20 protein-coding genes are annotated in these 22639 nt (G+C 44.4%); 3 read left to right on the plus strand and 17 right to left on the minus strand.

The genetic code is table 11. From position 1 onward, the window contains the following. Nucleotides 1-170 precede the first annotated feature (170 nt). Nucleotides 171-980 carry a mechanosensitive ion channel family protein gene (locus A3GY_RS0107455; RefSeq protein ID WP_369966395.1) on the plus strand — a complete coding sequence of 270 codons (810 nt, stop codon included), beginning with the start codon at nt 171-173 and terminating at the stop codon, nt 978-980. Nucleotides 981-999: 19 nt separating this feature from the next. Here the strand turns inward: A3GY_RS0107455 and A3GY_RS0107460 are convergent, their stop codons facing one another. From A3GY_RS0107460 to A3GY_RS0107540, 17 genes are all read right to left on the minus strand, one after another. Beyond that, nucleotides 1000-1563, minus strand: coding sequence for a TIGR01440 family protein (locus A3GY_RS0107460; protein ID WP_018030794.1), 564 nt, complete (start codon nt 1561-1563; stop codon nt 1000-1002). 34 nt (nt 1564-1597) lie between these two features. Continuing rightward, a complete protein-coding gene (locus A3GY_RS0107465; RefSeq protein ID WP_018030795.1) occupies nt 1598-2065 on the minus strand; it encodes an ECF transporter S component in 468 nt (155 codons plus the stop codon). After that, nucleotides 2055-2816 carry a bifunctional hydroxymethylpyrimidine kinase/phosphomethylpyrimidine kinase gene (locus tag A3GY_RS0107470; RefSeq protein ID WP_018030796.1) on the minus strand — a complete coding sequence of 254 codons (762 nt, stop codon included), beginning with the start codon at nt 2814-2816 and terminating at the stop codon, nt 2055-2057. The genes A3GY_RS0107465 and A3GY_RS0107470 overlap by 11 nt, the downstream gene beginning before the upstream one ends. After that, nucleotides 2806-3555, minus strand: a complete 750-nt coding sequence (gene truA / locus A3GY_RS0107475) for a tRNA pseudouridine(38-40) synthase TruA (protein WP_018030797.1) — start codon at nt 3553-3555, stop codon at nt 2806-2808. Before truA ends, A3GY_RS0107470 begins: the two co-directional genes overlap by 11 nt. 86 nt (nt 3556-3641) lie before the next feature. After that, on the minus strand, nt 3642-4520 hold the full coding sequence (locus A3GY_RS0107480) for a VOC family protein (protein WP_018030798.1): 879 nt from the start codon (nt 4518-4520) through the stop codon (nt 3642-3644). An 83-nt stretch (nt 4521-4603) separates the two neighbouring features. Continuing rightward, nucleotides 4604-5737, minus strand: a complete 1134-nt coding sequence (gene dnaJ / locus A3GY_RS0107485) for a molecular chaperone DnaJ (protein WP_018030799.1) — start codon at nt 5735-5737, stop codon at nt 4604-4606. Nucleotides 5738-6251: 514 nt separating this feature from the next. Continuing rightward, nucleotides 6252-8078, minus strand: coding sequence for a molecular chaperone DnaK (gene dnaK / locus A3GY_RS0107490; protein ID WP_018030800.1), 1827 nt, complete (start codon nt 8076-8078; stop codon nt 6252-6254). 96 nt (nt 8079-8174) lie between these two features. Continuing rightward, on the minus strand, nt 8175-8726 hold the full coding sequence (gene grpE / locus A3GY_RS0107495; RefSeq protein ID WP_018030801.1) for a nucleotide exchange factor GrpE: 552 nt from the start codon (nt 8724-8726) through the stop codon (nt 8175-8177). Between the two features lie 17 nt (nt 8727-8743). Beyond that, on the minus strand, nt 8744-9778 hold the full coding sequence (gene hrcA / locus A3GY_RS0107500) for a heat-inducible transcriptional repressor HrcA (protein WP_018030802.1): 1035 nt from the start codon (nt 9776-9778) through the stop codon (nt 8744-8746). A gap of 201 nt (nt 9779-9979) precedes the next feature. Further along, complete coding sequence (locus tag A3GY_RS0107505; RefSeq protein ID WP_018030803.1) at nt 9980-11539, minus strand: glycoside hydrolase family 32 protein; 1560 nt, start codon at nt 11537-11539, stop codon at nt 9980-9982. Between the two features lie 85 nt (nt 11540-11624). Beyond that, nucleotides 11625-15911, minus strand: coding sequence for a GH32 C-terminal domain-containing protein (locus A3GY_RS0107510; RefSeq protein WP_026161981.1), 4287 nt, complete (start codon nt 15909-15911; stop codon nt 11625-11627). A gap of 256 nt (nt 15912-16167) precedes the next feature. Then, complete coding sequence (locus A3GY_RS0107515) at nt 16168-16755, minus strand: glycoside hydrolase family 73 protein (RefSeq protein WP_018030805.1); 588 nt, start codon at nt 16753-16755, stop codon at nt 16168-16170. Beyond that, nucleotides 16755-17525 carry a M15 family metallopeptidase gene (locus tag A3GY_RS0107520; RefSeq protein WP_018030806.1) on the minus strand — a complete coding sequence of 257 codons (771 nt, stop codon included), beginning with the start codon at nt 17523-17525 and terminating at the stop codon, nt 16755-16757. Before A3GY_RS0107520 ends, A3GY_RS0107515 begins: the two co-directional genes overlap by 1 nt. Next, the gene (locus A3GY_RS0107525; protein ID WP_018030807.1) at nt 17522-18220 is read right to left on the minus strand and encodes a histidine phosphatase family protein; all 699 of its coding nucleotides are present in this window, start codon (nt 18218-18220) and stop codon (nt 17522-17524) included. The genes A3GY_RS0107520 and A3GY_RS0107525 overlap by 4 nt, the downstream gene beginning before the upstream one ends. Nucleotides 18221-18302: 82 nt before the next feature. Next, entirely contained in the window at nt 18303-18713 is a 411-nt protein-coding gene (locus A3GY_RS0107530; RefSeq protein ID WP_018030808.1) for a hypothetical protein, read from the minus strand. Nucleotides 18714-18727: 14 nt separating this feature from the next. After that, nucleotides 18728-20065 carry a PFL family protein gene (locus A3GY_RS0107535; protein ID WP_018030809.1) on the minus strand — a complete coding sequence of 446 codons (1338 nt, stop codon included), beginning with the start codon at nt 20063-20065 and terminating at the stop codon, nt 18728-18730. A 17-nt stretch (nt 20066-20082) separates the two neighbouring features. Then, a complete protein-coding gene (locus A3GY_RS0107540; protein ID WP_018030810.1) occupies nt 20083-20349 on the minus strand; it encodes an ACT domain-containing protein in 267 nt (88 codons plus the stop codon). A 148-nt stretch (nt 20350-20497) separates the two neighbouring features. Here A3GY_RS0107540 and A3GY_RS0107545 point away from each other — a divergent pair, with 148 nt between their 5' ends. Further along, entirely contained in the window at nt 20498-21406 is a 909-nt protein-coding gene (locus A3GY_RS0107545; RefSeq protein WP_018030811.1) for a diacylglycerol/lipid kinase family protein, read from the plus strand. A gap of 111 nt (nt 21407-21517) precedes the next feature. Continuing rightward, nucleotides 21518-22204: an XRE family transcriptional regulator gene (locus tag A3GY_RS0107550; RefSeq protein WP_018030812.1), complete on the plus strand. Its 687-nt coding sequence runs from the start codon at nt 21518-21520 to the stop codon at nt 22202-22204. The last annotated feature ends 435 nt before the right edge of the window (nt 22205-22639 follow it).

Raw genomic sequence — 22639 nt, forward strand, 5'->3', positions numbered from 1 at the left:
ATCTATTTATTCAGCAAATTTTAAGGCATCTTTCCTGCGTGTCCCTTTGGTAAAACAGGGACTGTCAGCAGCAATTTCAGCTTTTGATTTTGCATTTACGCTTTTTTTGATAAACTATTAGCATGACTATTGTAACCACCTATCTCAACAAACTAAACTTGGATCAGATCATGCTGACCGTTTTAGAAAAGACGGTTTCCATCATCCTGCTCCTCATCTTTTTTGTCATTTTTAAACGAATTGCGGGCTTCATTTTTGATCGCACTGTTGCCAAGTCCTTTTCCCTAACCAAGTATAACCAAGGCCGGCAGAAAACGCTCATTAAGCTGTCCCATAATATCATGGACTATAGCCTTTATTTTTTATTAGCTTATTGGCTATTGGCTATTCTTGGTCTGCCGGTTTCCAGCCTCCTGGCCGGGGCTGGTATCGCTGGAGTAGCCATCGGTCTTGGTGCCCAAGGCTTTCTGTCAGATCTGGTCAATGGTTTCTTTATCTTATTTGAACGTCAATTCGACGTTGGGGATTCTGTACGTCTCAATGCGACAACAGGCTCTATCGCAGGTACCGTTTCCAGCGTGGGTATCAGGACCACCCAAATTCGCGATTTTGACGGAACCCTCCATTTTATCCCCAACCGCAACATCACCATTGTCAGCAATCTCTCGCGCGGAGATATGCGGGCCCAGATTGATATTCCCATTTATGCCGATACCAACTTGGATATGCTGACAGAGATCATTAGGGAGGTCAACGAAAAATATGTCAGTGACTACCCTGAGATTGTTGGTGTTCCCACCATCTGGGGGGCAAGGACATCTCCCAGCGGGCAATTTATTTTCCGAGTCGACATCTTTGTGCAAAACGGCAAGCAAAGTCAGATTTACTATACTTTCTACCGCCTCTATCAAGAGGCCCTGCGAGAAAATCAGATTCCGTTGCCGACTGCTACCATCATGCCAACACCAAATAAGGTGTGAGAGGACACTCTCACACCTTTTAATATTTGCGAATGGGGTCTGCGGTATAGCGGGCGCGCGAGCCGCCAATGAGCTTTGGCCGGCTGGCAAGAGCCGTCAAATGAGCACCGCCAAGTTCCTTTTGAATGGGTTTCAGAGGAACCTGAACTTTCTTGATGTGCATCCCAATTGAAGTATCTCCGATATCAATACCTGCATGACCTACAACCTCTTCAACTTCAACAGGATCTTTCATAAAATCAAATGCTGCCAACTGGCCGCTGCCGCCTGCGTGAAGACTGGGCAAAACATTGACTAGTTCCAAATGCTTTTGCTCAGCCGCTTCTCGTTCAATGACCAGGGCCCGATTAAGGTGTTCGCAGCCTTGAACAGCCAGATAAATTCCCTTCTCATTAAGCAAGTCCAACATTGTCTTGACAATGACTCGGCCCACTTCCCGATTGGAATTTTGCCCAATCACGCCTCCAGCGACTTCACTGGAAGATAAGCCAAGGACAAACACCTGTCCTTTTTGAATGGCACTGCGCTCAATAATGTCAGCAACAACAGTACGTGTTTCGTGAGATAATGTTTCCAAATCCATCCCGCAATCACCTCATTTCTAAAACAGCCTTACCTTACCTGTTAAAGGCTCGACTCAAGAGATAGCCAACCAGCATTCCCAAAACATTTTGCAGAAGATTTCCCCAGATACCTGCCAAAGAGGCACCTAGGCCATACATATACACAGAAGCTATAAAGTAGACCCCAACCATAGCCAATGTCGCCAAAACCAGCCCAATGAACCGCTTTTTACCCGACCAACCAGCCAAATAACCCTGAGTTCCATGAGCCAAAAGACTAATTACCATCCAATTGGGATAGCCCGCAAGAAGATCAATGAGAAAGCCTGATAAACCTCCGACGAGGGCTGCTTCTTTAGAACCCAAATAAAAGGCAGTGAAATAAACACCTGCATCTAAGAGCGTTAAAAAGCCGGTCGGTGTTGGAATCATGATAAAGCGTCCCAAAAGGACACTGATTGCTGTTAAAAGAGCCAGAAGAGTCAGACGTCTGGTCTGCCGCTGCTTATCACTAGTGGTCATTTTGTTTTACTCCGTATTGATTTGAGTTATGAATAGCTCGGTAAACGTCAATCTTAGCGGCCTTAACCGCCTCTAAGGCCGTTTGCCCTTTAGCCATAGCGCTGGCAATACTGGCTGCAAAAGTACAGCCTGCCCCATTGTTATTTCGATGAAGCAGAGATTTTTTAAGATAAACCGCTTCGCTGCCATCATAAAAGAGGTCAATGGCCTGATGCTTATCCAGCCGAGCACCTCCTTTTATCACCAGCTTGTCCGCTCCTAAACGATGTAAACGTTCAGCCGCTCGCCTCATATCCTTCAGATTAGTGATAGTCTCCCCGCTCAAAATCTCCGCCTCACGCAGATTAGGGGTGATGAGACTGACATAGGGCAAAAAAGAAAGCAAGGTCTCAGCCATCTCCCCTATCGTCCCATCCTGATTTTCCTTGAAGATAAGCACGGGATCTAACACAATCGGGATATCCTGATAGTTTTTGATGAAAGCTAAACTGACCTCTGCAAGATCTGGGTTCGGAAGGAGACCAATTTTGATTGCCGCAAAAGGAATTTCCTTAAGGCTTTGCAGCTGACTCTGAAACAAGGGGCGCTCCAGGTCATTGACTTCAAATCCATCATCCGTCACAGTCGCAATGCTGGTCAAGGCAACAAAACCAAAAAGTTGATGCCGGTTAAAGGTCGCCAAGTCAGCCTGCATACCGCCGCCACTTAGAATGTCACTTCCTGAAATCGCCAGAATATAATCAGTCTTCATAGATAATTTCCTTTAAGTAGAGGCCATTAGGGGCCGCGGTCGGACCGGCAAGCTGACGATCTTTTGAGGTTAAAATTAGGGGAATCTGCGCAACCGGCATTCGTCCATTACCAATTTTCAGGAGCGTTCCCACCATATTGCGTACCTGCTTATAGAGAAAACCATTGCCTGAAAAGGTAAAGAGCAGTGTATTGGGATAAGAACTCCATTCTAGGGTGGCCCTTGTAATGGTCCTCACTTTATTATCCACGCTGCTTCCTGCCGCCGTAAAGCCTGTAAAATCGTGAGTTCCTACCAAATAGGCTATTGCCTGCTGCATCGCTTCTATGTCCAGCAAATAGGGAAAAGACGTGGCGTAATGCCGCATCAAAGGATTTTTAGGTCTGCCAACATCAACAAGAAATTCATATGTTTTACGATGTTTTTGATAACGTGCATGAAAATCATCACTAACGTGCTCCACAGATACCACAGCAATATCTTCTGGTGTCTGCGTGTCAAGACCAAAGCGCAGTTTCTCCGTATCGCGAAGCTGGGGCAGGTCAAAATGAATCACTTGCCCATAAGCATGAACTCCTGCATCCGTACGCCCAGCTCCCTGAATCAGGACAGGCTGACCGCTATTCAGCCTTAGCAAGGTTGTCTCAATTTCTTCTTGAACCGTCCTTTTGTGAGGCTGTCTTTGAAAGCCTGAAAAAGCGGTTCCATCATAAGCAATAATGGCCTTATATCTCGTCATGATAGTTATTATAGCATGCCAACTGTCGGCTAACAAGCCTCTCTAGGAGTAACTGTCCGGGGACAGATGAAGCTACATCTATCCCCTTACAAAAGGTCTACAATTCTTTGGTAATCCAACCGCTTCATTTCAAGAATAGCCGCATTTACAGCCTTTAACCGATCTGCTTGCGCGGGATTTCCATAGGCTTCCATCAGTTTTTGTGGAACAATTTGCCAAGAAATGTCAAATTCATCCTTCACCCAGCCACACTGCTCTGCCTCTTTAACGCTGGAGAAAGCGTCATAGTAAGCAGCCATCTCTTCTGGGCTGTTCACATAAATCATCAGAGAAAAGGCCTCATTAAAGCCATTCTCCCCACCGTAACCATGGTCCATTACAATGAGTTTTTGATTTGGCAAGACTAACTCCCCGTAATTGAGTTTTGCCTGAGGAAGACTTGCTTCTCCTTGAGCATAGTAAGATCGCTGGCCAAGTTCAGCCCCTGGCAGAAGACTGACATATTTTTGGAGAAAATCTTCCGCTGAACCCACCTGATCCTTTGAGAACAACAAACAGATTTCCAGATGGTGGGAGACCGTCTGCTCAGAATTGTAAAGCAGTTGCCATGAGAGGCCATATTGATCTTCAAACCAAACGTAGTAGGCATTAAAAGGATATTCTCCTAAGGGCATGAACACTTTCCCATTCTGAGATAAGCTCTGGTAAAGGCGGTCAACTTCCTCTTTTTTAGAGACTTGAACCATAAGAGACATACTTTCATTCAAGTGAAAGTATGGACCTGCACTAATAGCTGCCAATGTCATATTGACCAAGCGAAACTGCACTAACTGGGCATCTCCCGAAGGCGTATCACTTAAGTGGTAAGTCCAGTCAAGCTGACTCTCAGGAAATACAGATGTGTAAAAACGAGCCGCTTCAAGGGCTTCTTTGTCGTACCAAAGATGTGGAATTAGTGTTTGCATCATTGCCTCCCGTTTAAATGATAGTTTTAGTATAGCATGTCTTGACTTAAAAACGAAAAGAACCAGCTCAGGCTGGTTCTTGATTATATTTCTTCAAAAGCATCCTTCATCTTATCAAAGAAACCTTTTTTCTTAGGATGTACCGGATCCATACCGCTGGCTTGAGCAAAGGCTTTCAAGGCATCCTTCTGTGCATCATTTAATTTGGTCGGCGTCACAACATTGACCGTCACATGCTGATCGCCCTGACCATTGCCACGCAGACGAGGTGCGCCTTTGCCTTTTAGGCGGAAGGTTTTCCCTGTTTGTGTGCCCGCCGGAATTGCCATTTCAACTGCTCCGTGAACCGTCGGCACTTCCACGGTATCTCCCAGGGCCGCCTGAACAAAGTTGATGTTCAGATCATAGTAGATGGTTGAACCATCGCGTTCAAACTGATCACTCTTGAGCACATTGATAATAACAAAAAGATCTCCATAAGGACCGCCATTAAAGCCCGCCTCTCCTTGTCCTGCCAAACGGATTTGCTGACCGGTTTCAACACCGGCAGGAATCTTGACAGATACCTTGTGACTTTGCTTTTCATGGCCACTGCCATGACATGTTTGACAAGGTTCTTTGATTTCTTGACCGCTGCCATGACACACATCACAGGTCACTTGACGACGCATCATTCCAAGTGGTGTTTGGGTATCTACATTGATCACACCGGAGCCATGACACTTGCTGCAGGTGACGGGACTTGTCCCTGGTTTAGCCCCTGAGCCGTCACAGGTATGACAAGTTGCTTCGCGGTTATAACGGACTTCTTTTTCAGCCCCAAAAATAGCCTCTTCAAATTTTAAATTGACCCGATATTGAAGGTCATCCCCTTGACGCGGAGCGTTAGGATTGCGAGAAGCACCGCCCCCAAAGAAACTAGAAAAAATATCTTCAAAACCGCCGAAGCCACCGCCATCAAAGCCGGAGAAGCCTCCACCGCCATTAAAACCTCCTGAAGCACCGGCTGGGCCGTACTGGTCATAGGCTGCACGTTTTTGCTCATCACCTAAGGTCTCATAAGCCTCCTGAATAGCCTTGTATTTCTCCTCAGCACCGGCTTCTTTGTTAATGTCCGGATGATATTTTTTAGACATCTTCCGATAGGCTTTTTTAATATCGTCTTGAGAAGCATCTTTAGACACTCCCAAACGATCGTAATATTCTGTATTGTTCATATAAGATACCAAGCCCGTGAAAAGCAAAGTGAAAATAGGAAATCGGCAGAAAATCCTGATTTTCTAGGCGATTTATCTTTTTCACACAGCTTTTAGGGCGGGTTCAATTCCTTTCGTTAAATAATAGACGAAATTGTGAAAACAGCCCGTGTTCAGTGACGAACACGTTCCTTTCTGTAAAAGTTACAAAGGTATTTACCCAAAAACAGAGGCTGGTTTGCAACCTCTGTGATTGAAATCTTGATTTACTAACAATAAATTTCTGAATCGAATTCGAGCTATGGCCGCTTTCAAGATCGGGACAAAATTGCCCACTGGGCTAACGGCTCATTTCCCATTTCCAACTCGTAGGCTAAAACAATTCCCGAACCTTCCTAGCTTTCGAATTTCTGGGCTCGGTAAGACGAAAACTGAGTGCGAGCTAAGAACTTCGGAAAAAAGATAACTTTCCTTGAATGCAAGCATCCAACGTCAAGTTCCTATTTTTCTGACGTTCTTTTAACGCTCTCACATCTTATTTTTCAGTGAATTCGCCATCCACTACATCGTCATCGCCACTTGGGTTGCCTTGGCTTTCGCCTTCAGCACCGGCTTGAGCCTGCTGAGCAGCTGCAGCTTGTTCATAGAGTTTCACAGCTAAAGCTTGTGCTTTTTCGTTCAAGGCTTCCAACTTAGCTTTCATGTCATCCAGATCGCCAGCTTCTTGTGCTTTTTTCAAGTCATCAAGGGCTGCCTGCGCAGCATCACGTTCTGTATCAAAGCCTTGGCCTTCTGTTTCCTTAATGGTTTTTTCAGTCGCAAAGATGGCTTGGTCAACTTCATTTTTAAGGTCAACTTCTTCTTTGCGTTTCGCATCAGCTTCTGCGTTTGCTTCAGCATCTTTCATCATGCGGTCAATTTCTTCTTCGGAAAGGCCATCGTTAGATTTAATCACAATATGCTGTTCTTTTTGTGTACCCAAATCCTTGGCTTTTACAGAAACAATACCGTTCTTGTCGATATCGAAAGTAACTTCGATTTGTGGAATACCACGAGGTGCTGCAGGAATGTCTGTCAATTGGAAGCGACCAAGAGTCTTATTGTCCGCTGCCATTGGACGCTCACCTTGGAGCACGTGGATGTCAACAGCTGGCTGGTTGTCCGCCGCAGTTGAGAAGACTTGTGACTTAGAAGTTGGGATAGTGGTGTTACGGTCGATCAGTTTTGTGAAGACACCACCCATGGTTTCAATACCCAATGACAATGGTGTGACATCAAGAAGGACAACATCTTTGACATCACCAGTGATAACACCACCTTGGATTGCTGCACCCATGGCAACCACTTCGTCAGGGTTAACGGATTTGTTTGGCTCTTTGCCAGTTTCAGCCTTAACAGCTTCTACAACGGCTGGAATACGAGTTGAACCACCAACCAAAATCACTTCGTCAATCTCTGACAGGCTGAGACCCGCATCAGAGAGGGCTTGGCGTACAGGAGTTTTTGTACGTTCTACCAGGTCACGGGTCAAATCATCAAATTTCGCACGTGAAAGAGTCACTTCCAAATGAAGCGGTCCTGCATCTCCAGCGGTAATGAATGGCAGGCTGATTTGAGTTGAAGTGACACCTGAAAGGTCTTTTTTAGCCTTTTCAGCCGCATCTTTCAAGCGTTGAAGTGCCATCTTGTCAGCGGACAAGTCAATACCGTTTTCTTTCTTGAACTCATCTACCAAGAAATCAATGATTTTTTGGTCAAAGTCATCTCCGCCCAGCTTGTTATCACCAGCTGTTGCCAATACATCAAAGACACCGTCACCAAGTTCCAAAATAGAGACGTCAAAGGTACCACCACCAAGGTCAAATACCAAGATTTTTTCATCTTTATCTGTCTTGTCCAAACCATAAGCAAGAGCAGCTGCAGTTGGTTCGTTGACGATACGTTCGACTTCCAAACCAGCGATTTTACCAGCGTCTTTTGTTGCTTGACGTTGCGCATCGTTGAAGTAAGCCGGAACCGTAATAACCGCTTTTTCAACTTTTTCACCTAGGTAATCTTCTGCGTAACCTTTCAGGTATTGCAGAATCATAGCTGAGATTTCTTGCGGCGTGTATTCTTTGCCGTTGGCGGAAACTTTTTCAGAAGTTCCCATTTTCGATTTGATTGAAAGAATGGTTTCTGGGTTGGTCACTGCTTGACGTTTTGCCGCATCACCAACAATGATTTCACCATTTTTGAAAGACACAACAGATGGCGTTGTGCGGTTCCCTTCTGGGTTTGCGATGATTTTGCTTTCAGTTCCTTCAAGAACTGCGACTGCTGAGTTTGTTGTCCCTAAGTCAATACCGATAATTTTGCTCATTATTAATACCTCTTTTTAATTTACTTTCATTTTATGCCTAGTTTACTGACATTTCGGTCATGCTTTTTTGAAAATAGCAGGGTAGTTTTGCTGATGTTAGTTGTAGACCACCACCATTGCTGGTCTCAGCAAACGTTCGTGCAGCTTGTAGCCCTTTTGGAGGACCTGTGCAATCGTATCTGCTGGATGATCATCATCAGCCGAGACCGTCTGGACTGCCATGTGAAGATTTGGGTCAAAACTTTCTGTGGCAACCTCTTCCACACCTTCGTCTTTCAAGGCCTGGACAAGACTTTCCTGAACCATTTCAATCCCTTTTTTGACATCATCTGTCAGACCTTCAACTTGGAGAGCCCGCTCAAGATTGTCCAGACTCGGCAAAATAGCTTTTGCTAAGTCCTGTGACCGGTAGCGCTGAAGACTCTGGCGTTCTTCATTGGCACGGCGCTGGATATTCTGCATTTCCGCATGGGCACGAAGATACTTGTTTTCAAATTCTTCTGCCTTTTCATTGGCTAAATCCAGCTCAGATTTTTCAGCTTTTGCCTCTTCCTGTTCAAGTTCTTGAACGGTTTCTTCAAGGCTTTCCTGAGCTTCTTTTTGGATTTCCTCATCCAATTTGTCTTTTTTATCTTTTGTTTCAGACACTTCTTTCTCCTTTAGAATTAGTTTACTTCGTAGTGATTGCTATTCAGATAACGGTAGAAATCACCCAGCTTCAGGGCAAGAACTTTGCTGACAACCGTAATCAGGCTAACTGCCCGTCGATAATCCATCTCCACAGGCCCAATAACCGTTAAAATACCAAAGCCTCGATAGGGGATTAGGAATTTTTGGCTAATGAGGCTTAGATTGGCCAAGGATTTTTCCTGACTGTCCGCAACCTGAACCTTGTTCATCTCGTCATCAGCTAAACTTTGGCGAATGTCTAAGGCAATGGTCTGCGGGTCATCTAGGAACTGATAGGTTTCTAGACTGGCAAAATCAAGGGTTTTGACTTTTCCTGCTAAGAAGACCTTTTCCTTGAAAATCTGGTCAAAGATATGCTCAAACAAATCCACCACATTGTCCGTTATCGGGAAATACTTCTGGATAATCTGAGGAATCTCTGTCCGCAAACGATAGTGTATGTCCAGAACCGACTGATTCAGGAAACGCTCTCTGACAATTTTGACAATCATCTCCAAATCACTATGGAGAAAGTTTTTAGGAATAGCAAACTGAACACTGATCGGACTAGCTTCATCCATGGTCAGTACCGCTAAGGCATCATGACTGCTCAGCTTGACAATATCAAAAGCGGTCAGCCGCTGGCGTCTGGGTTCAACGTCCAGAATGAGGGCTGTATAGCCCGTTAAGTCTGAGAGGAGCTCGCTGGCTTTCTGTAAAAGGTCATCTAGGCGGAAAACTTCAAAATCAAAGGCTTTAACCACTTGATAGACATCTCTTTCTTCCAGACTGTCAAAATTAAGCGAGTGCTCAACGAAGTAGCGAAAGCCCTTTTGACTAGGCAGCCTACCGCTTGAAGTATGGGCTTTTTCAAGCAGCCCCAACTTTTCCAGAGCTGCCATATCGTTCCGAATGGTGGCGCTGCTGGAGGCGATAGACTCTTGAAGAGCTTTTGAGCCTACCGGTTCGTGCGTCTTTGTAAAAACATCAACAATCAAATCAAGGATATCTTTCTGACGCTGTGTAATCACGCAAGCCACCTCCAATCTTCAAAAGACTTAGCACTCTTTTACCTCGACTGCTAACGTTATGATTCCATTATACGCCATTCATCAGTAAAGTCAAGTCAAAAACACAAAAAATTAGCACTCTTTTGAAAAGAGTGCTAAAAATCGGTCTTAAGACCTAGAAGGGCAAGCAGTAAAGTTACTCAAACTGCCATACATCTAACTCTAAGGTTCAAAATTAGAGAGGCTGGCTGAAAGTGTATTGCTGCCGCTGGTCTCAACAATAAGCGTCATCTTATCATCCGTGGATAGCTTAAGCATTGAGTAAATTTGACCGTTTGGCAGAGCAAATTCTAGACTCGTTTTGTCAGCTACTAAGTAAAAGTGGCATTCTTTTTGCTGACTCCAACCGCTTTGGATAATGTAAGAACGTTCGTAATTTGCCTGTTTATCTCCAATTATTTTACTGCTGGTTCGTTTGACTTCATAGTAACCATTATCAGCATTGTAATCAAAAAGCACCTGACTATCTGCCTGATTAATGATTATTCGAATATGGCCTGTTAGCGCTGCAGAATTCCCCTGAAAGTTTAACGATATTTCCTGAGAATGCCACCTTGAAACCGTAAGGAGGTTTCTATGGTAGCCATCGGCGGATAAAGGAGCTGTTTCAGAATTGCTTTGATAACTGACGCTATTTGTCTTTCGGTTCGTATTTTTAAGAAACGATTCTAGAATATACTTATTATCACGCCTCACAAGTTTAAGCTCTCTAGCCGAACTGACAGAGCCTATGTGTTTGGATTCTTCTCCTTGATCATCCAGAATCTGTCCTTGCAAATAATCCCAATTCCCCATCCAAGCAAGACTTATCACTGCAGAACCACTCTCCTGATAAAAATTGGCACCATAATAATCAGAACCTTGGTCTAAACGCTCTGGCTGCTGCTCTGCAACAAAATTCCCTTGTCTGTCTAACTGACCAACCATATAGTAGGTCCCTGTTGTCGACCCATAACGATAGCCATTGGCTCCAAAAAAGAGGACATGTTTCGTAACGCCAGAACTACTATCGTAAAACGTCTTTAGATTCGGACATTCCACCAATCCTAAATCTTTGCCGCCCAAACTGCCTTGATTAAGGATAGTTGCACCTTGGTACTCCCAATTTTTTCCATCCGAACTGGCATAGGTTCCGATTTTATCTCCTTCAGCCAGATACATCATTAACTTTTTGTTGCTATCATTGTAGCAAATATAAGGATCTCTAGCATTCTGCTCCTTGGAGGAAGAACGCATAACCGGCTGACCATTATTATAAGGATGGTAGCTTCTACCATCATCCAAAGAATAAGCGACGTACTGATGCTGACCACTTTCTGTATAACTCGTAAAATAAGCCAGAATAGCAGTTGTTGGTAGATCCTTAAAAAAACCGTTACTATTTGGATAAATAGAACCTGAAGCAACAGCTGACCATCCATTGACAAATTTGGGAATAGCGACTCCTAGATTTTCAAAATGATCCCAGTCTTTCGTCCGAACATGGTACCATTCTGTGCCATCATTTTCTGATTTATAATTACTGTTTAAGAGATAGTAAAGATGATAATAACCATCATTTCCTTTGAAAATAGTCTGAATATCATTCATAAATCCCTTGGGCGTATTGTAATGATTGGTCTGATTGTATTCCTGACTGTCATTTGTTCCTGCATCCACATTTGAAAGAGTAACACAAGCCAGAAGACAGATCAATAAATAACCTAACTTCCTTTTCAGCATTCTCACCTCTCCTTATCATGTCACTTAGGATTGAAAAATAAAACCCTAGATGCTATCGTCTAGAGTTTTAAAACGGACAAAGCTATCAATCTCGATCATTTTTAAAGCGAAGTGCTACTCCCATAACAACACTTCCAAGCACTGACAGCCAACCTATTGAAAATAGCCATCCCTCCTTGTCTCCAGTATCGGGCAAAATCTTAGCCGATGATGCTTCTGTTCTTTGCAGCTCTGATTTTTCAGAGAGCGGCACCTTCTGGTAAGGCTGCTCCAACAGCAATGATTCGCTTTGATTATGGAAAGTCTGTTCTTTAGACCTTTGGTTAATCTGATTTACACCATCAGCCACCCCTTCTCCGGCCCCTACTCTGATTCCCTCACTAGCAGAAGTACTCTCTTCATAGACTAAGGCATATTGACTAAAATGCTGTGCATCAAAAACAACATAAGCCTTTGACTCCCCTTCTTCTGTCAAATGAAGCATTTCAAACGCAAGGAGTTCTTCCTGATCTGAATTCGGCAAGTAAACAACCTTAGCTACCTGCTTCCCTACATCAATCGGCATATAGACCTTGGCCTGCTGTCTGATTTGGACAGGAAGACCATCTTTATCAACCAGAACAATATCAAATAAATCATAATCGCTTGACGACAGCACACTAGGTGTTAATTTATCTGCCGTCTCCATATGACTCACTTTAATCCCCTCAATCGAAGCCAGCTCCCCTGCTTGAAGCGTAACGCTAACTCCAGTTTCAGGATCCCTCAGTTCTTTGGGCTCCGTTATAACGTCTGGCTCTTCCGGAGCAACATTCAATGGGGTCACAAAGAAATTCTGAACCTCCAGAGCCCCGTCCCAGAGACCTAGGCCGACATAAGGAGCGTTATAGTAATCATCGACCTGAGCAAACGTATGAGACAGATAAGCCACGCCGTCCACCAAAACAGTCAGGCCGGTTTGAGTCTTGACCAGTTTGATGTGATGGAATTGATTATCATTTATCGGTTTATCCATCTTGCCTTCCGCAATCGTATCACCAAAGAAACGATAAAGTCGTATCCTATCACTATCCCCAAACTGAATAGCATAGGCATGAGCAGGGTCAGGATTTTGGGAAGCAAAGAAAATATTGACAAGGCCAGTTTGATATTTCAAATCCACATCCAATTCATAGTCTGCCCAGGCAAGCTGACTGGTGGACATATAATAATCGTTAGCACTTCGGTTAGAGACATACAGTGTCTCCCCATCAATATACCAGTTTCCTGCCAGAGCTTTAAGATCCTTAAGATTTGTTTTAAAGTTATTCTCTAAAATAGTGATGTTAAAGGTTTGACTTAGATCAGGATTTTCTTTTGAGCGGGCTGTGACGGTCAAACTGCCTTTTTTGAGGGCTGTAATTTGCAAGGTATTATCCTTTTGAACAGCAGAAACGAGGTCTCCCTCTTCAACTTCCCAATCAAGCGCCTGGCTAAGCTCCGCTGGCATGATGTAAGCTTTTAAGTCAACCTTATCACCAACATAAAGATGATTATCCGTTGGTGAAGCTGGCAGAATAGCAAGCGGAGAGGTTACCGTCAGCTTGTCTTTCCAAATGGACTTCAAGCGATAAACGCTGATATCCGCCTTCGTTTTTCCACCTTCTACTAAAACACTCAGACCCAAACTTTGCGGAGATGGGAAGATCTGATTCGCTCCCGCTACCGTATCCCCTTTGGCAAAGACCTCGATACTGGCACGGTCAACGTAGAGATGCAAATCAATACTGCCGTCCACATTTCTGGTGACATGCTGGCTATCTATCTGAGCGAATTTTTGACTTAAAATCGTACCAGACTGGCTGCGATCAAGCGACAAGGTTTCACGCGCCACATCATAAACAAGCTGAGTGACCTGACCCTCACCGACACGAAGGTTAAAGCCTACTTTAGTCGTATCAGCATCAGGCCTGAATCTAGCTACAATCTCATAAGTCTCTCCTTCAAAGTCTTTCAAAAGATCATTATCGGCGTCTAGTTCCACATCTTGATAGCTGATGACATTTTCGGTGTCCCTCAGCATCTTATAGGCCTCAATAGGTGATTGGGTCAAGAGGTAGTGACCATTCTGCAGGATTAAGCCCAGTTTCAGATTAAGGTTAAAGGTTCCGTTAAAGCTTTGACCTACCGTTTCGGCCACCAAGTTACAATAATCATCCCAGGTATTCATCCAATTAAGGGCAACCACATCCGGCAAGGTAGGATTTGCTTTACTTCCAAAATCTTGAACATAGTAGGTCATAGCGGCATAGGAATCTTTGCCAAAATTCATAATCCGATCCTGATGCTCATAATCTGAATCAGCTACAAAGGTCCACTTGCCTTCCACTTGTTTGAAGTCTCCAATTTTATAATAACGCCCGCCACGAGAAAGCACCCACTTTAAACTGCCATCCTGTGCCTGCAAAGGGTAAAGGTCCGGACATTCTGTGTGTAAATCGGCATAGGTTGATTCACAAGTCCAGTCCAGCAAATTATCGGATGAGTAAATCCGTAAAGGACCGCCAGCAACAACCATAAACCACTTGTCTTCCCAGCGAAAAACTTTTGGATCCCTAAAATCCGGGGACTGGAGTGGATCATCCGACCAATCCGCAGCAATACGGTCCGATTTTTGCCAGGTTTTCCCTTCATCCTCACTATAGGCAATCTTCATCCGCTGACCATTACCATTTGCAGTGATAACAGCCACCAGCCCCCCTTGATCTGTTTTAAAAAGGCCAGAGCTATTTGTAGTATCTGCAACGATACAGCCCGAGAACATTGTCCCGTTGGCATCTGGATAAAAAGCTATCGGCTCTTCCTGCCAGCTGATCAAATCCTTGCTAGTTGCGTGGGCCCAGTGCATTGGCCCCCATTTAATGTCATCATAAAACTGATAGAAAAGATGATAGGTTCCATTGTAATAAACAAGTCCGTTAGGGTCATTGGCCCAGCCATCCTTCACTGAGTAATGATACTGGCCGCGATAGAGTTCATTATAATAAACCTGAGCCGCTTGGCGGCGATGGACATTGAGGCGGTAGGTCAATGTTACATCTCGGCCAAAGCTATCCTTAATACTGCTTTTCACCGTCAAGTAATTACTGCCAACTTTAAGAGGAATTTGTGACAGATTATCATAGACCTGCCCGGAACTGTCTTCAACCACAATCGTCGCTTCTGGGTTGCGAGCGCTAACCGCCAAATCAATAGTCTCCGCTTCATTGCTGACATACTGAATATGGGTCGGCTCTAAAGCAAAGAACTGCCCCTGTTTTTCAACTGTTCCCTTATCAGAAATGACCTGAATATGATCAATCAGAGGCGCTGTCCTATCATCAAGAGCTGAGAAATAGGTGTTTTGGAAGACCATTTCCCCATTCCAGTTCAAGAGACCAAAATAACCGTCAGAAATAACGGTATCCTGCCCCTTATCCTGACGCTGCATGGTATAGTCACCAGTACTCGCTATTAAGGTCTCGTTAATATAATAGGAAATCCAAGAATCAATAGCGACCACTTTCAGGTGATAGGTGTTATCCGCTCTTGCCTGAACATCTTTCTCATCAATCAACTGTATATCTTGATTAGCATCCCAACGCCAGAGTTTAGCTTTCTTGCTGCCAGCATCAAAGTTGACCGCATAACTGCTTTTAGCATTAGGGTCATTATTGCTACGAAAAACGAGAGCTGCCGCTCCTGTTTGTTGAAGGAAGGTGACATCGGTGGCATAGACAAAATTATTGCCGTTCGTCTGCGAATAAAGGAAACTGTCGCCTTTATTTAAGTGATTACTGTACAGCCCATCTTCTCTAATCTGCCAAATGCCACTATCATTTGACGAAATCTCTTTTAAATTAGTTGCAAAAGCGTTAGCTTCCGTTTGAACCTCTGAAGAGACCGCTGTCGGAGCTGTTTCTGTCTGGATTTCATTGTCGGATTCCCTAACCTCTTGCGTAACCGCAGCAACTGTCGGTACATCATCCGATTTCGTTTCGGCAGTCGGTGTTTCTTCTAAACGATTTTCAGATACAGCAGGCGCTGACTCCTCGACTTGGCCGATTTGGCCATTTTCTGCCTCTGAAACAGATAAGTCAGCAACGGCTGTTTCTGTCTCAAGACCAGCTGCGTCTTCTGTAACCACAGCCGTTTGACCTTCTGTATAGGCCGTTTCTGTGACTGTTTCTGTCACAGAAGGCTGCCCATTGTTTTGTGCCACATCATCGGCAGCAGCTGGCCTGGCCAGAGCAACTGTCACGACAGCCACTAACAGGGTACAGCCAAAAAGCCAATGTTTACCTTTTTTTCGCATAAACCAACCTGAGCAACTTTTCTCATTATCACTTATCATCTTTTTCTCCTTGATTTTTGATATAGCATCAGTAACGGCTGTTTCACAGGAAGCCTCAGAGGCTCTGCTCACTGTTCATATGTCCCCCTCCTTTAAATGATAAAATTGATTAAACCGTTACAAAAAACATATTTGTAAGCGTTTTCTTTTCCGGAGTTAGTATACCATATTCTTATCCTTTAACCAGCTTGCAAATGTCACTTTTTTCAATGACAGATGTCACGGAAAAATGAAAAACACCCTTTTCAGGATGCTTTTATTTATCATAATCAGTTAAACTATTGCCGTCAATCACAGCAATGAGTTCATTGGCATACTCCGGATCACTGCTCAGCCCGCCAGCCTGCAGTGTCTTGGCTGCAGTCCTATAGCTTGCAGAAGTCGCTAAAGCCTTATAGAGCCCTTTACCACCGACCTTGCCTTGCCGCAGACGGGCTAGGTAGTCGTACATCGAATCATCCCACGACTTATAGACCAGATAGGTCTTTTCCACCGTCTGCCACGAGGTGTCACGGAACTCTTTATTTTGCAAAAGGATGCCGCTCTCTCCCTCATCAGCTTCGATACTAAAAAGGTTATGGTACTTGCTGCCTAGTAAAGAAGTGCCATAATTAGACTCAAGAGCAGCCTGACCGATAATAACAGATGCTTTAACGCCGTAAGTTTCCGATAGTTTTTGCGCTGTTGGCGCAATGGTTTGAATAAACTCCTTTTGGCTATAAGCTACCTTCTGACTTTGTCTGGCATTGGCAAGACCTCCGCTTGTCCACAGGGGAAGTAGGATGACAAGCGACACCAGACCTACCAGAAAAAGAAAGGAGCCTCGCTTTAGTTTTGAACGCATCAGCCAGCCTCCTTCAGTTTGGTCAGATACTCTTCCAGAGTGAGGTTGTGCTTAGTCATATACTTGGCAGAAGCTTTGCCCACATAGCGAAAATGCCAGTCCTCATATCCAACCCCTGTCGAGTCGGTCTTTCCTTCTGGGAAACGAAGCACAAAACCATACTTAGGGGCAAGCGCCCTAATCTTAGCGACCACATCAGGATCACTCTCATTAAGGCTATCAACGGTACTCATATCAATCGCAAGACCTGTCTGATGTTCGCTGGCTCCTGCTGGCTGAGAATAGGTTTGAACTTTTTTTTCGGCTTCCTCTTGACTCAAATTAGGATCTGCAGACTTTTCCTGCTCAACGTAAGAACGATAAAGTTCTTCTTGATAAGCAACGCTGCGATAGCCTGAGATCAAGTGCTCCTGCGCATCAATGGCCTGGGCAGCAGCTAGGAAATCCTGAACATTTTGGGCAATTCGACTATCTACCTGAATCCCCCCAACTTCTGTTAGTTGGGGATTCATTTCAGCAGTGATATGGTCACGGTTGACCAGAACGAGTTCCCAATCATTTGGGGAGACTTCAGGTAAGGTCGATGAAGCCGTCTTTTTCGCTGATGAAGTCTGCTTGCTGCTGGTCTCCGTTTGTGTTTGCGTGGTCTCTCCTGTTTCAACCTGCTGACGATTCTGATGATCTCTCCAAAAGACAAATAGTCCTAGCAAGAAAATCAGAATCACAGCAATTTTCAGGAAAGCACCTAGGCGATTCGTTTTCTTTCTCATTTTTTCTTATCCAAAATCTCTCTTCCTTTATGACGATAGGTCATATCAGCCACTTTCTCAATTGTAAATCGGCCATTATCATAAGAGACAACCGTGATGCTGCCATTATCAAGAGGTGTTTTACCCCTTTTCTCATCTAATAACCAAATAAAGGTTCCAATAGTCATCCCATGACTGACCACAATAGCGTTGCCGCCACCACTGGCTTCCAGCCTTTGGGCAATAGCTTCAAAACCGCTATAAATCCGCTCTTTGATAACCTCCCAAGGCTCTGCCCAATTGGCAGTATCCACTTCCATAATACCTGCTGCCAATTCTGGGTAAGTCACCTGATCATCAGGCTTGCCAGTCGCCAGAGCGACCGTCCGCGGTAAAACTCCCTGAAAAAGCTCACCATCATACCCGCCATCCAAACTGCCAAAACACCACTCACGAATCCGTTTATCATGCCTATAAGGCAAATCCTGATTATGGGTTTCGCGCAAAATAATCTCCATGGTTTGCATGGTCCGACCGCTGTCGCTGGAAAAAGCAGCCCGAAACGGAATCTTTGCAGCTTTTAGGCCAACTCCCAACTCACGAATGCCTTCCTCACCAAACTTGGTCAAAGGTGTGTCTGACCAACCTTGAGCCCGGCCAATCGTATTAAACATCGTTTTCCCATGTCTTGCAATATAGAGTTTTGTTTTTGCCATCTGAACTCCTCCTAAGTACTTCTATTATACCAATAAAAAGACAAAAACGCTCACCAAGTCGAGCGTTTTTGGAAATATTAAACTATAAATTGCGGTTGCTATTCTCTGTCTTCTTGTTCCGACCAACAAAAAAGTAATGAATCACTGCCCCAATCACAACAATAAATTGGAAAATGGTTGAGAAAATCACGATAAAAATACCCAGTAAACCAGGAAAGAAACGACTGGTATCGTGCGTCATATCATAGTAGCCATAGCAACAAAGTCCGATCCATACCACCACAACAATTCCTATAAATATGAGATAGGGGTATTTTGGGGTGACAAAACGTTGCACCAAGCCTGCTAGGAGTAAGTCGAAACTAAGAAAACCACTAAAAATAAGGGTGTAGAAAAGCAGGTAAACTGCTAAATTTGACACATCCTGAACGACTCTAAAAATCGCTAGTAATACTGCAAAAACTGCTAGCCATCGCAGCCCCCATTTCAGCATGTTCTTCCTCTTTTCTAATTCTTAAAACTATGAATCGGCGCTGGGATCTGACCACCACGGTTGATAAAGTCAACAGATGAGGCTTGGTTGACCTTCATGACAGGGGCCGTTCCAAGAAGACCGCCAAATTCAATCATGTCCCCTTCCTTGCCCTTAGGGATAATCCGGACGGCAGTGGTTTTCTGATTGATGACCCCGATGGCTGCCTCATCCGCAATCATGGCTGCGATAGTTTCAGAAGGTGTATCTGCTGGGATGGCGATCATATCCAGACCGACTGAGCAGATAGCCGTCATGGCTTCTAGTTTTTCCAGATTGAGCGAGCCACTTTGAACTGCCGCGATCATCCCCTCGTCTTCTGATACAGGAATGAAGGCACCAGATAATCCGCCAACCTGATTGCAGGCCATGACCCCGCCCTTTTTCACTTGGTCGTTGAGAAGGGCCAAAGCTGCTGTGGTCCCATGAGTCCCGACTGTTTCCAGACCCATTTCCTCCAGGACACGGGCCACAGAATCTCCAACCGCTGGCGTTGGAGCCAGCGATAGGTCTACGATACCGAATTTGACACCCAAACGTTCGCTAGCCATCTGACCTACCAGCTGGCCGATACGGGTAATCTTGAAGGCTGTCTTCTTAACCGTTTCCGCCAGAACGTCAAAGCTCTCTCCACGGACTTTTTCAAGTGCCCGCTTAACCACACCAGGACCTGACACACCGACATTGATGACCACATCTGCTTCACCGACACCGTGGAAGGCACCAGCCATGAAAGGATTGTCCTCGACCGCATTAGCAAAGACCACCAGCTTGGCTGCCCCCATATCAGAAGCTTCCGCCGTCTCCTTAATAATCCGTCCCATATCTCGAACGGCTGTCATATTGATTCCCGTCTTGGTGGAGCCGATATTGACAGAGGAACAAACCTTGGAAGTTTCTGCCAAAGCCTGCGGAATGGAATTCACCAGAATCTCATCCCCTTTTTGATAGCCCTTTTGAACAAGAGCCGAAAAGCCCCCGATAAAATCAACACCAATCTCATGGGCCGCACGGTCAAGAGCTTTGGCTAAAGGGAGATAGTCCTTGGCATCTGTCGCAGCTCCGATAATCGCAATCGGAGTGACTGATACGCGCTTGTTGACGATAGGAATCCCTAGTTCAGCCGCGATATCATCACCGACTGCGACCAAACGGCCTGCCTTTGCCGCAATTTTTTGGTAGATTTTCTCCGCAGCCTGATCAATATCCGCATCAATACAATCCAAAAGCGAAATGCCCATGGTGATGGTCCGAATATCAAAATGCTGCTCCTCAATCATCTCGATGGTTTCTTTAACCTGACTAATATCCATTTTTTACGGCTCCCATCTTACAAGTTATGCATGGCATCAAAAATCGCCGAACTCTGAATATTGATTTTAACATTCAGGCTTTCCCCAAAAGTCTCAAACTCACTTCTCAGCTTAGTGAAATCCTGCTTATCTTCTGAGGAGACCACAGCCATCATGGTAAAAAACTCATCTAAGACGGTTTGCGTAATGTCGTCAATATTTAACCCCAATTCTGCAATCTTGGTAGCCACTCCGGCTACAATCCCCGCCTTATCTTTTCCAACAACTGTAATAATCGCTTTCATGAACGCCTCCAAATGAAATAGGTATTGCTAACATTTTATCACAAAAAAACTGAAAGTTCTATACAAAGTCAGCTGTCAATGTTCGGTTTTTGGCTTGCGATTGACTTTCCAGCCTATTCATGGTTTACTATCAAAAAGCGAGGTCTCTATGAAAACGATACTAGTCATTTACAATTCCAAATCCGGCAATGACAACAAAGAACATTTAGTGTCAAAACTTAAGCATTTCTTTCTGAATCATGGCTTTTCCGAAGAAAATATCCACTTTATTGAACCAGAGTCAGCCAACCAAGTTTTCAACATTGCTAAAGAAGCCAGTCTCAAAAAGACCGATCTGATTGTTTCGATGGGCGGAGACGGAACGATAAATAAGGTGGCCGGCGGCATATACGCAGGTGGCAGCCACTCTGTCCTAGGGATCCTTCCCTCAGGCAGTGTCAACAACTTTGCCAAAGCTTTGGCGATTCCACAAGATACGGATGCAGCCATGGCGAACCTTATTAGCGGTCGGCCAAAAGCTATTGATATTTGTCAGGTCAACCAAGACACAATGATTTCCAGCCTGACTTTAGGCTTTCTGGCAGACATCGCCGCCGGAGTAACTAGCAAAGACAAGCGGCGGCTAGGCAAACTGGCCTTTTTCAAAGATGTCTGGCGGGTCTTGAAGCGCAACCGTGCATACAAACTCAGTCTCTTTTATCAGGGAGAGGTTCACCAAATCAGGACAAAGATTTTACTGGTCACCCTGACCCATTCTGTCGCCGGTATGACAGGCTTTAACCCCAAGGCCAAGGTCGATGATGGTTTGCTTTGCTGTTATTACATTGACAAACTAAAACTCTGGCAAATCCTGCTTAATCTGAGACAAATCCGCCGAGGACAGTTTGACAAATTATCTGATATTTCCTATTTTGAAACAGACCAACTGACCATCAAAAACCGAAGCAGGCGGCATAATCCTGTGACCCGCCTAGACGGTGACAGCAGCAGTCAGCTCCCTGTCACCTTATCGGTAATCCCCCAAGCAATCAACGTCATGGTTCCTTATCAAGACTAGAAAGAAATAAGCTCCCTTTTAAATCTTCTTAACTTCTTTTGGAAGCATTGTGCCTTGACAAAAGTTATTTTTTAACTTAAAATTATTTTATAAACTAACAAGGAGATGCCTATGTTTTCTGGAGAAAAATTAAGAAAAAGAAGAGAAGAGCTTGGCTTATCACAAGCTCAGCTGGCTGAGATGCTGACCATTTCCAGACCGGCTTATTTTAATTGGGAAAAAGATAAAACACAGCCTAACCAGAAAAATCTTGCCAAACTGGCAAGCATTTTAGAAGTGGAGCCGACTTATTTTGAATCCCATTATGACATCGTCAGCGTCTATACACAGCTGAATAGCAGCAATCAGGAGAAAAGCCTCAACTATTCAAAAGAATTGCTTAACCAACAAAAAGCTCTGGCAACCATTGAAGAACCAAAACGCTTTGCTTACAAGGTCTATGAAAGACTGTCTGCCGGCACGGGCTATTCTTACTTTGGAGACGGTAATTTTGACACTGTTTTTTACGATGAGGAAATCGACCACGACTTTGCTTCCTGGATATTCGGCGATTCTATGGAACCAATCTTCCTAAACGGCGAAGTCGCCTTGATCAAGCAAACAGGATTTGATTATGACGGCGCCATCTATGCAGTTGATTGGGACGGTCAGACCTATATCAAGAAGGTCTACCGCGAAGAAAATGGCCTGCGTTTGGTTTCGCTCAATCATAAATACGAGGACAAGTTCGCCCCTTACGACGAAAACCCTCGCATTATCGGCCTCATTGTCGGCAATTTTATGCCCTTGGAAGGGTGACAATCCCCCATACATCAAAGAACCAGCAGCTGATATCTCAGCTGCTGGTTCTTTCGTTATAGCCGAACTGCCACCTCATTTCATGTTTTAGTTCTATAACCTGAAATAAGAGGGCGTCAAAAACGACTGAAATTGGCAACCTCAAAAGATTTGAAACTACTGTATTGCAGCCGTATCCGTAAGCTCCTAAAGCCCCAACAACTATACCAACTGTCCCGTCAATTGAGATAAAAAACACTTCCCGAAATCGAGAAGTGTCCTGAGCTGTCGATAATCTGAATAAGCAGATTAACGTTTACTGAATTGTGAAGCTTTACGAGCTTTCTTAAGACCTGGTTTGAACAGTTTTTGTTTGAATAAATTTTAAAAACCTTTAATACCAATGCTTTTCACGCTTTTCTGAAAGCATTATTTCAATAAATTTCATCTGGTTTT

Source organism: Streptococcus ferus DSM 20646, assembly GCF_000372425.1.
GTDB lineage: Bacteria > Bacillota > Bacilli > Lactobacillales > Streptococcaceae > Streptococcus > Streptococcus ferus.

Coding starts and splice junctions, on each gene's coding strand:
- A3GY_RS0107455 (WP_369966395.1), top strand. CDS start 171: ATGCTGACCGTTTTAGAAAAGACGGTTTCCATCATCCTGCTCCTCATC.
- A3GY_RS0107460 (WP_018030794.1), bottom strand. CDS start 1,563: ATGGATTTGGAAACATTATCTCACGAAACACGTACTGTTGTTGCTGAC.
- A3GY_RS0107465 (WP_018030795.1), bottom strand. CDS start 2,065: ATGACCACTAGTGATAAGCAGCGGCAGACCAGACGTCTGACTCTTCTG.
- A3GY_RS0107470 (WP_018030796.1), bottom strand. CDS start 2,816: ATGAAGACTGATTATATTCTGGCGATTTCAGGAAGTGACATTCTAAGT.
- truA (WP_018030797.1), bottom strand. CDS start 3,555: ATGACGAGATATAAGGCCATTATTGCTTATGATGGAACCGCTTTTTCA.
- A3GY_RS0107480 (WP_018030798.1), bottom strand. CDS start 4,520: ATGCAAACACTAATTCCACATCTTTGGTACGACAAAGAAGCCCTTGAA.
- dnaJ (WP_018030799.1), bottom strand. CDS start 5,737: ATGAACAATACAGAATATTACGATCGTTTGGGAGTGTCTAAAGATGCT.
- dnaK (WP_018030800.1), bottom strand. CDS start 8,078: ATGAGCAAAATTATCGGTATTGACTTAGGGACAACAAACTCAGCAGTC.
- A3GY_RS0107505 (WP_018030803.1), bottom strand. CDS start 11,539: ATGCTGAAAAGGAAGTTAGGTTATTTATTGATCTGTCTTCTGGCTTGT.
- A3GY_RS0107510 (WP_026161981.1), bottom strand. CDS start 15,911: ATGATAAGTGATAATGAGAAAAGTTGCTCAGGTTGGTTTATGCGAAAA.
- A3GY_RS0107515 (WP_018030805.1), bottom strand. CDS start 16,755: ATGCGTTCAAAACTAAAGCGAGGCTCCTTTCTTTTTCTGGTAGGTCTG.
- A3GY_RS0107520 (WP_018030806.1), bottom strand. CDS start 17,525: ATGAGAAAGAAAACGAATCGCCTAGGTGCTTTCCTGAAAATTGCTGTG.
- A3GY_RS0107525 (WP_018030807.1), bottom strand. CDS start 18,220: ATGGCAAAAACAAAACTCTATATTGCAAGACATGGGAAAACGATGTTT.
- A3GY_RS0107530 (WP_018030808.1), bottom strand. CDS start 18,713: ATGCTGAAATGGGGGCTGCGATGGCTAGCAGTTTTTGCAGTATTACTA.
- A3GY_RS0107535 (WP_018030809.1), bottom strand. CDS start 20,065: ATGGATATTAGTCAGGTTAAAGAAACCATCGAGATGATTGAGGAGCAG.
- A3GY_RS0107540 (WP_018030810.1), bottom strand. CDS start 20,349: ATGAAAGCGATTATTACAGTTGTTGGAAAAGATAAGGCGGGGATTGTA.
- A3GY_RS0107545 (WP_018030811.1), top strand. CDS start 20,498: ATGAAAACGATACTAGTCATTTACAATTCCAAATCCGGCAATGACAAC.
- A3GY_RS0107550 (WP_018030812.1), top strand. CDS start 21,518: ATGTTTTCTGGAGAAAAATTAAGAAAAAGAAGAGAAGAGCTTGGCTTA.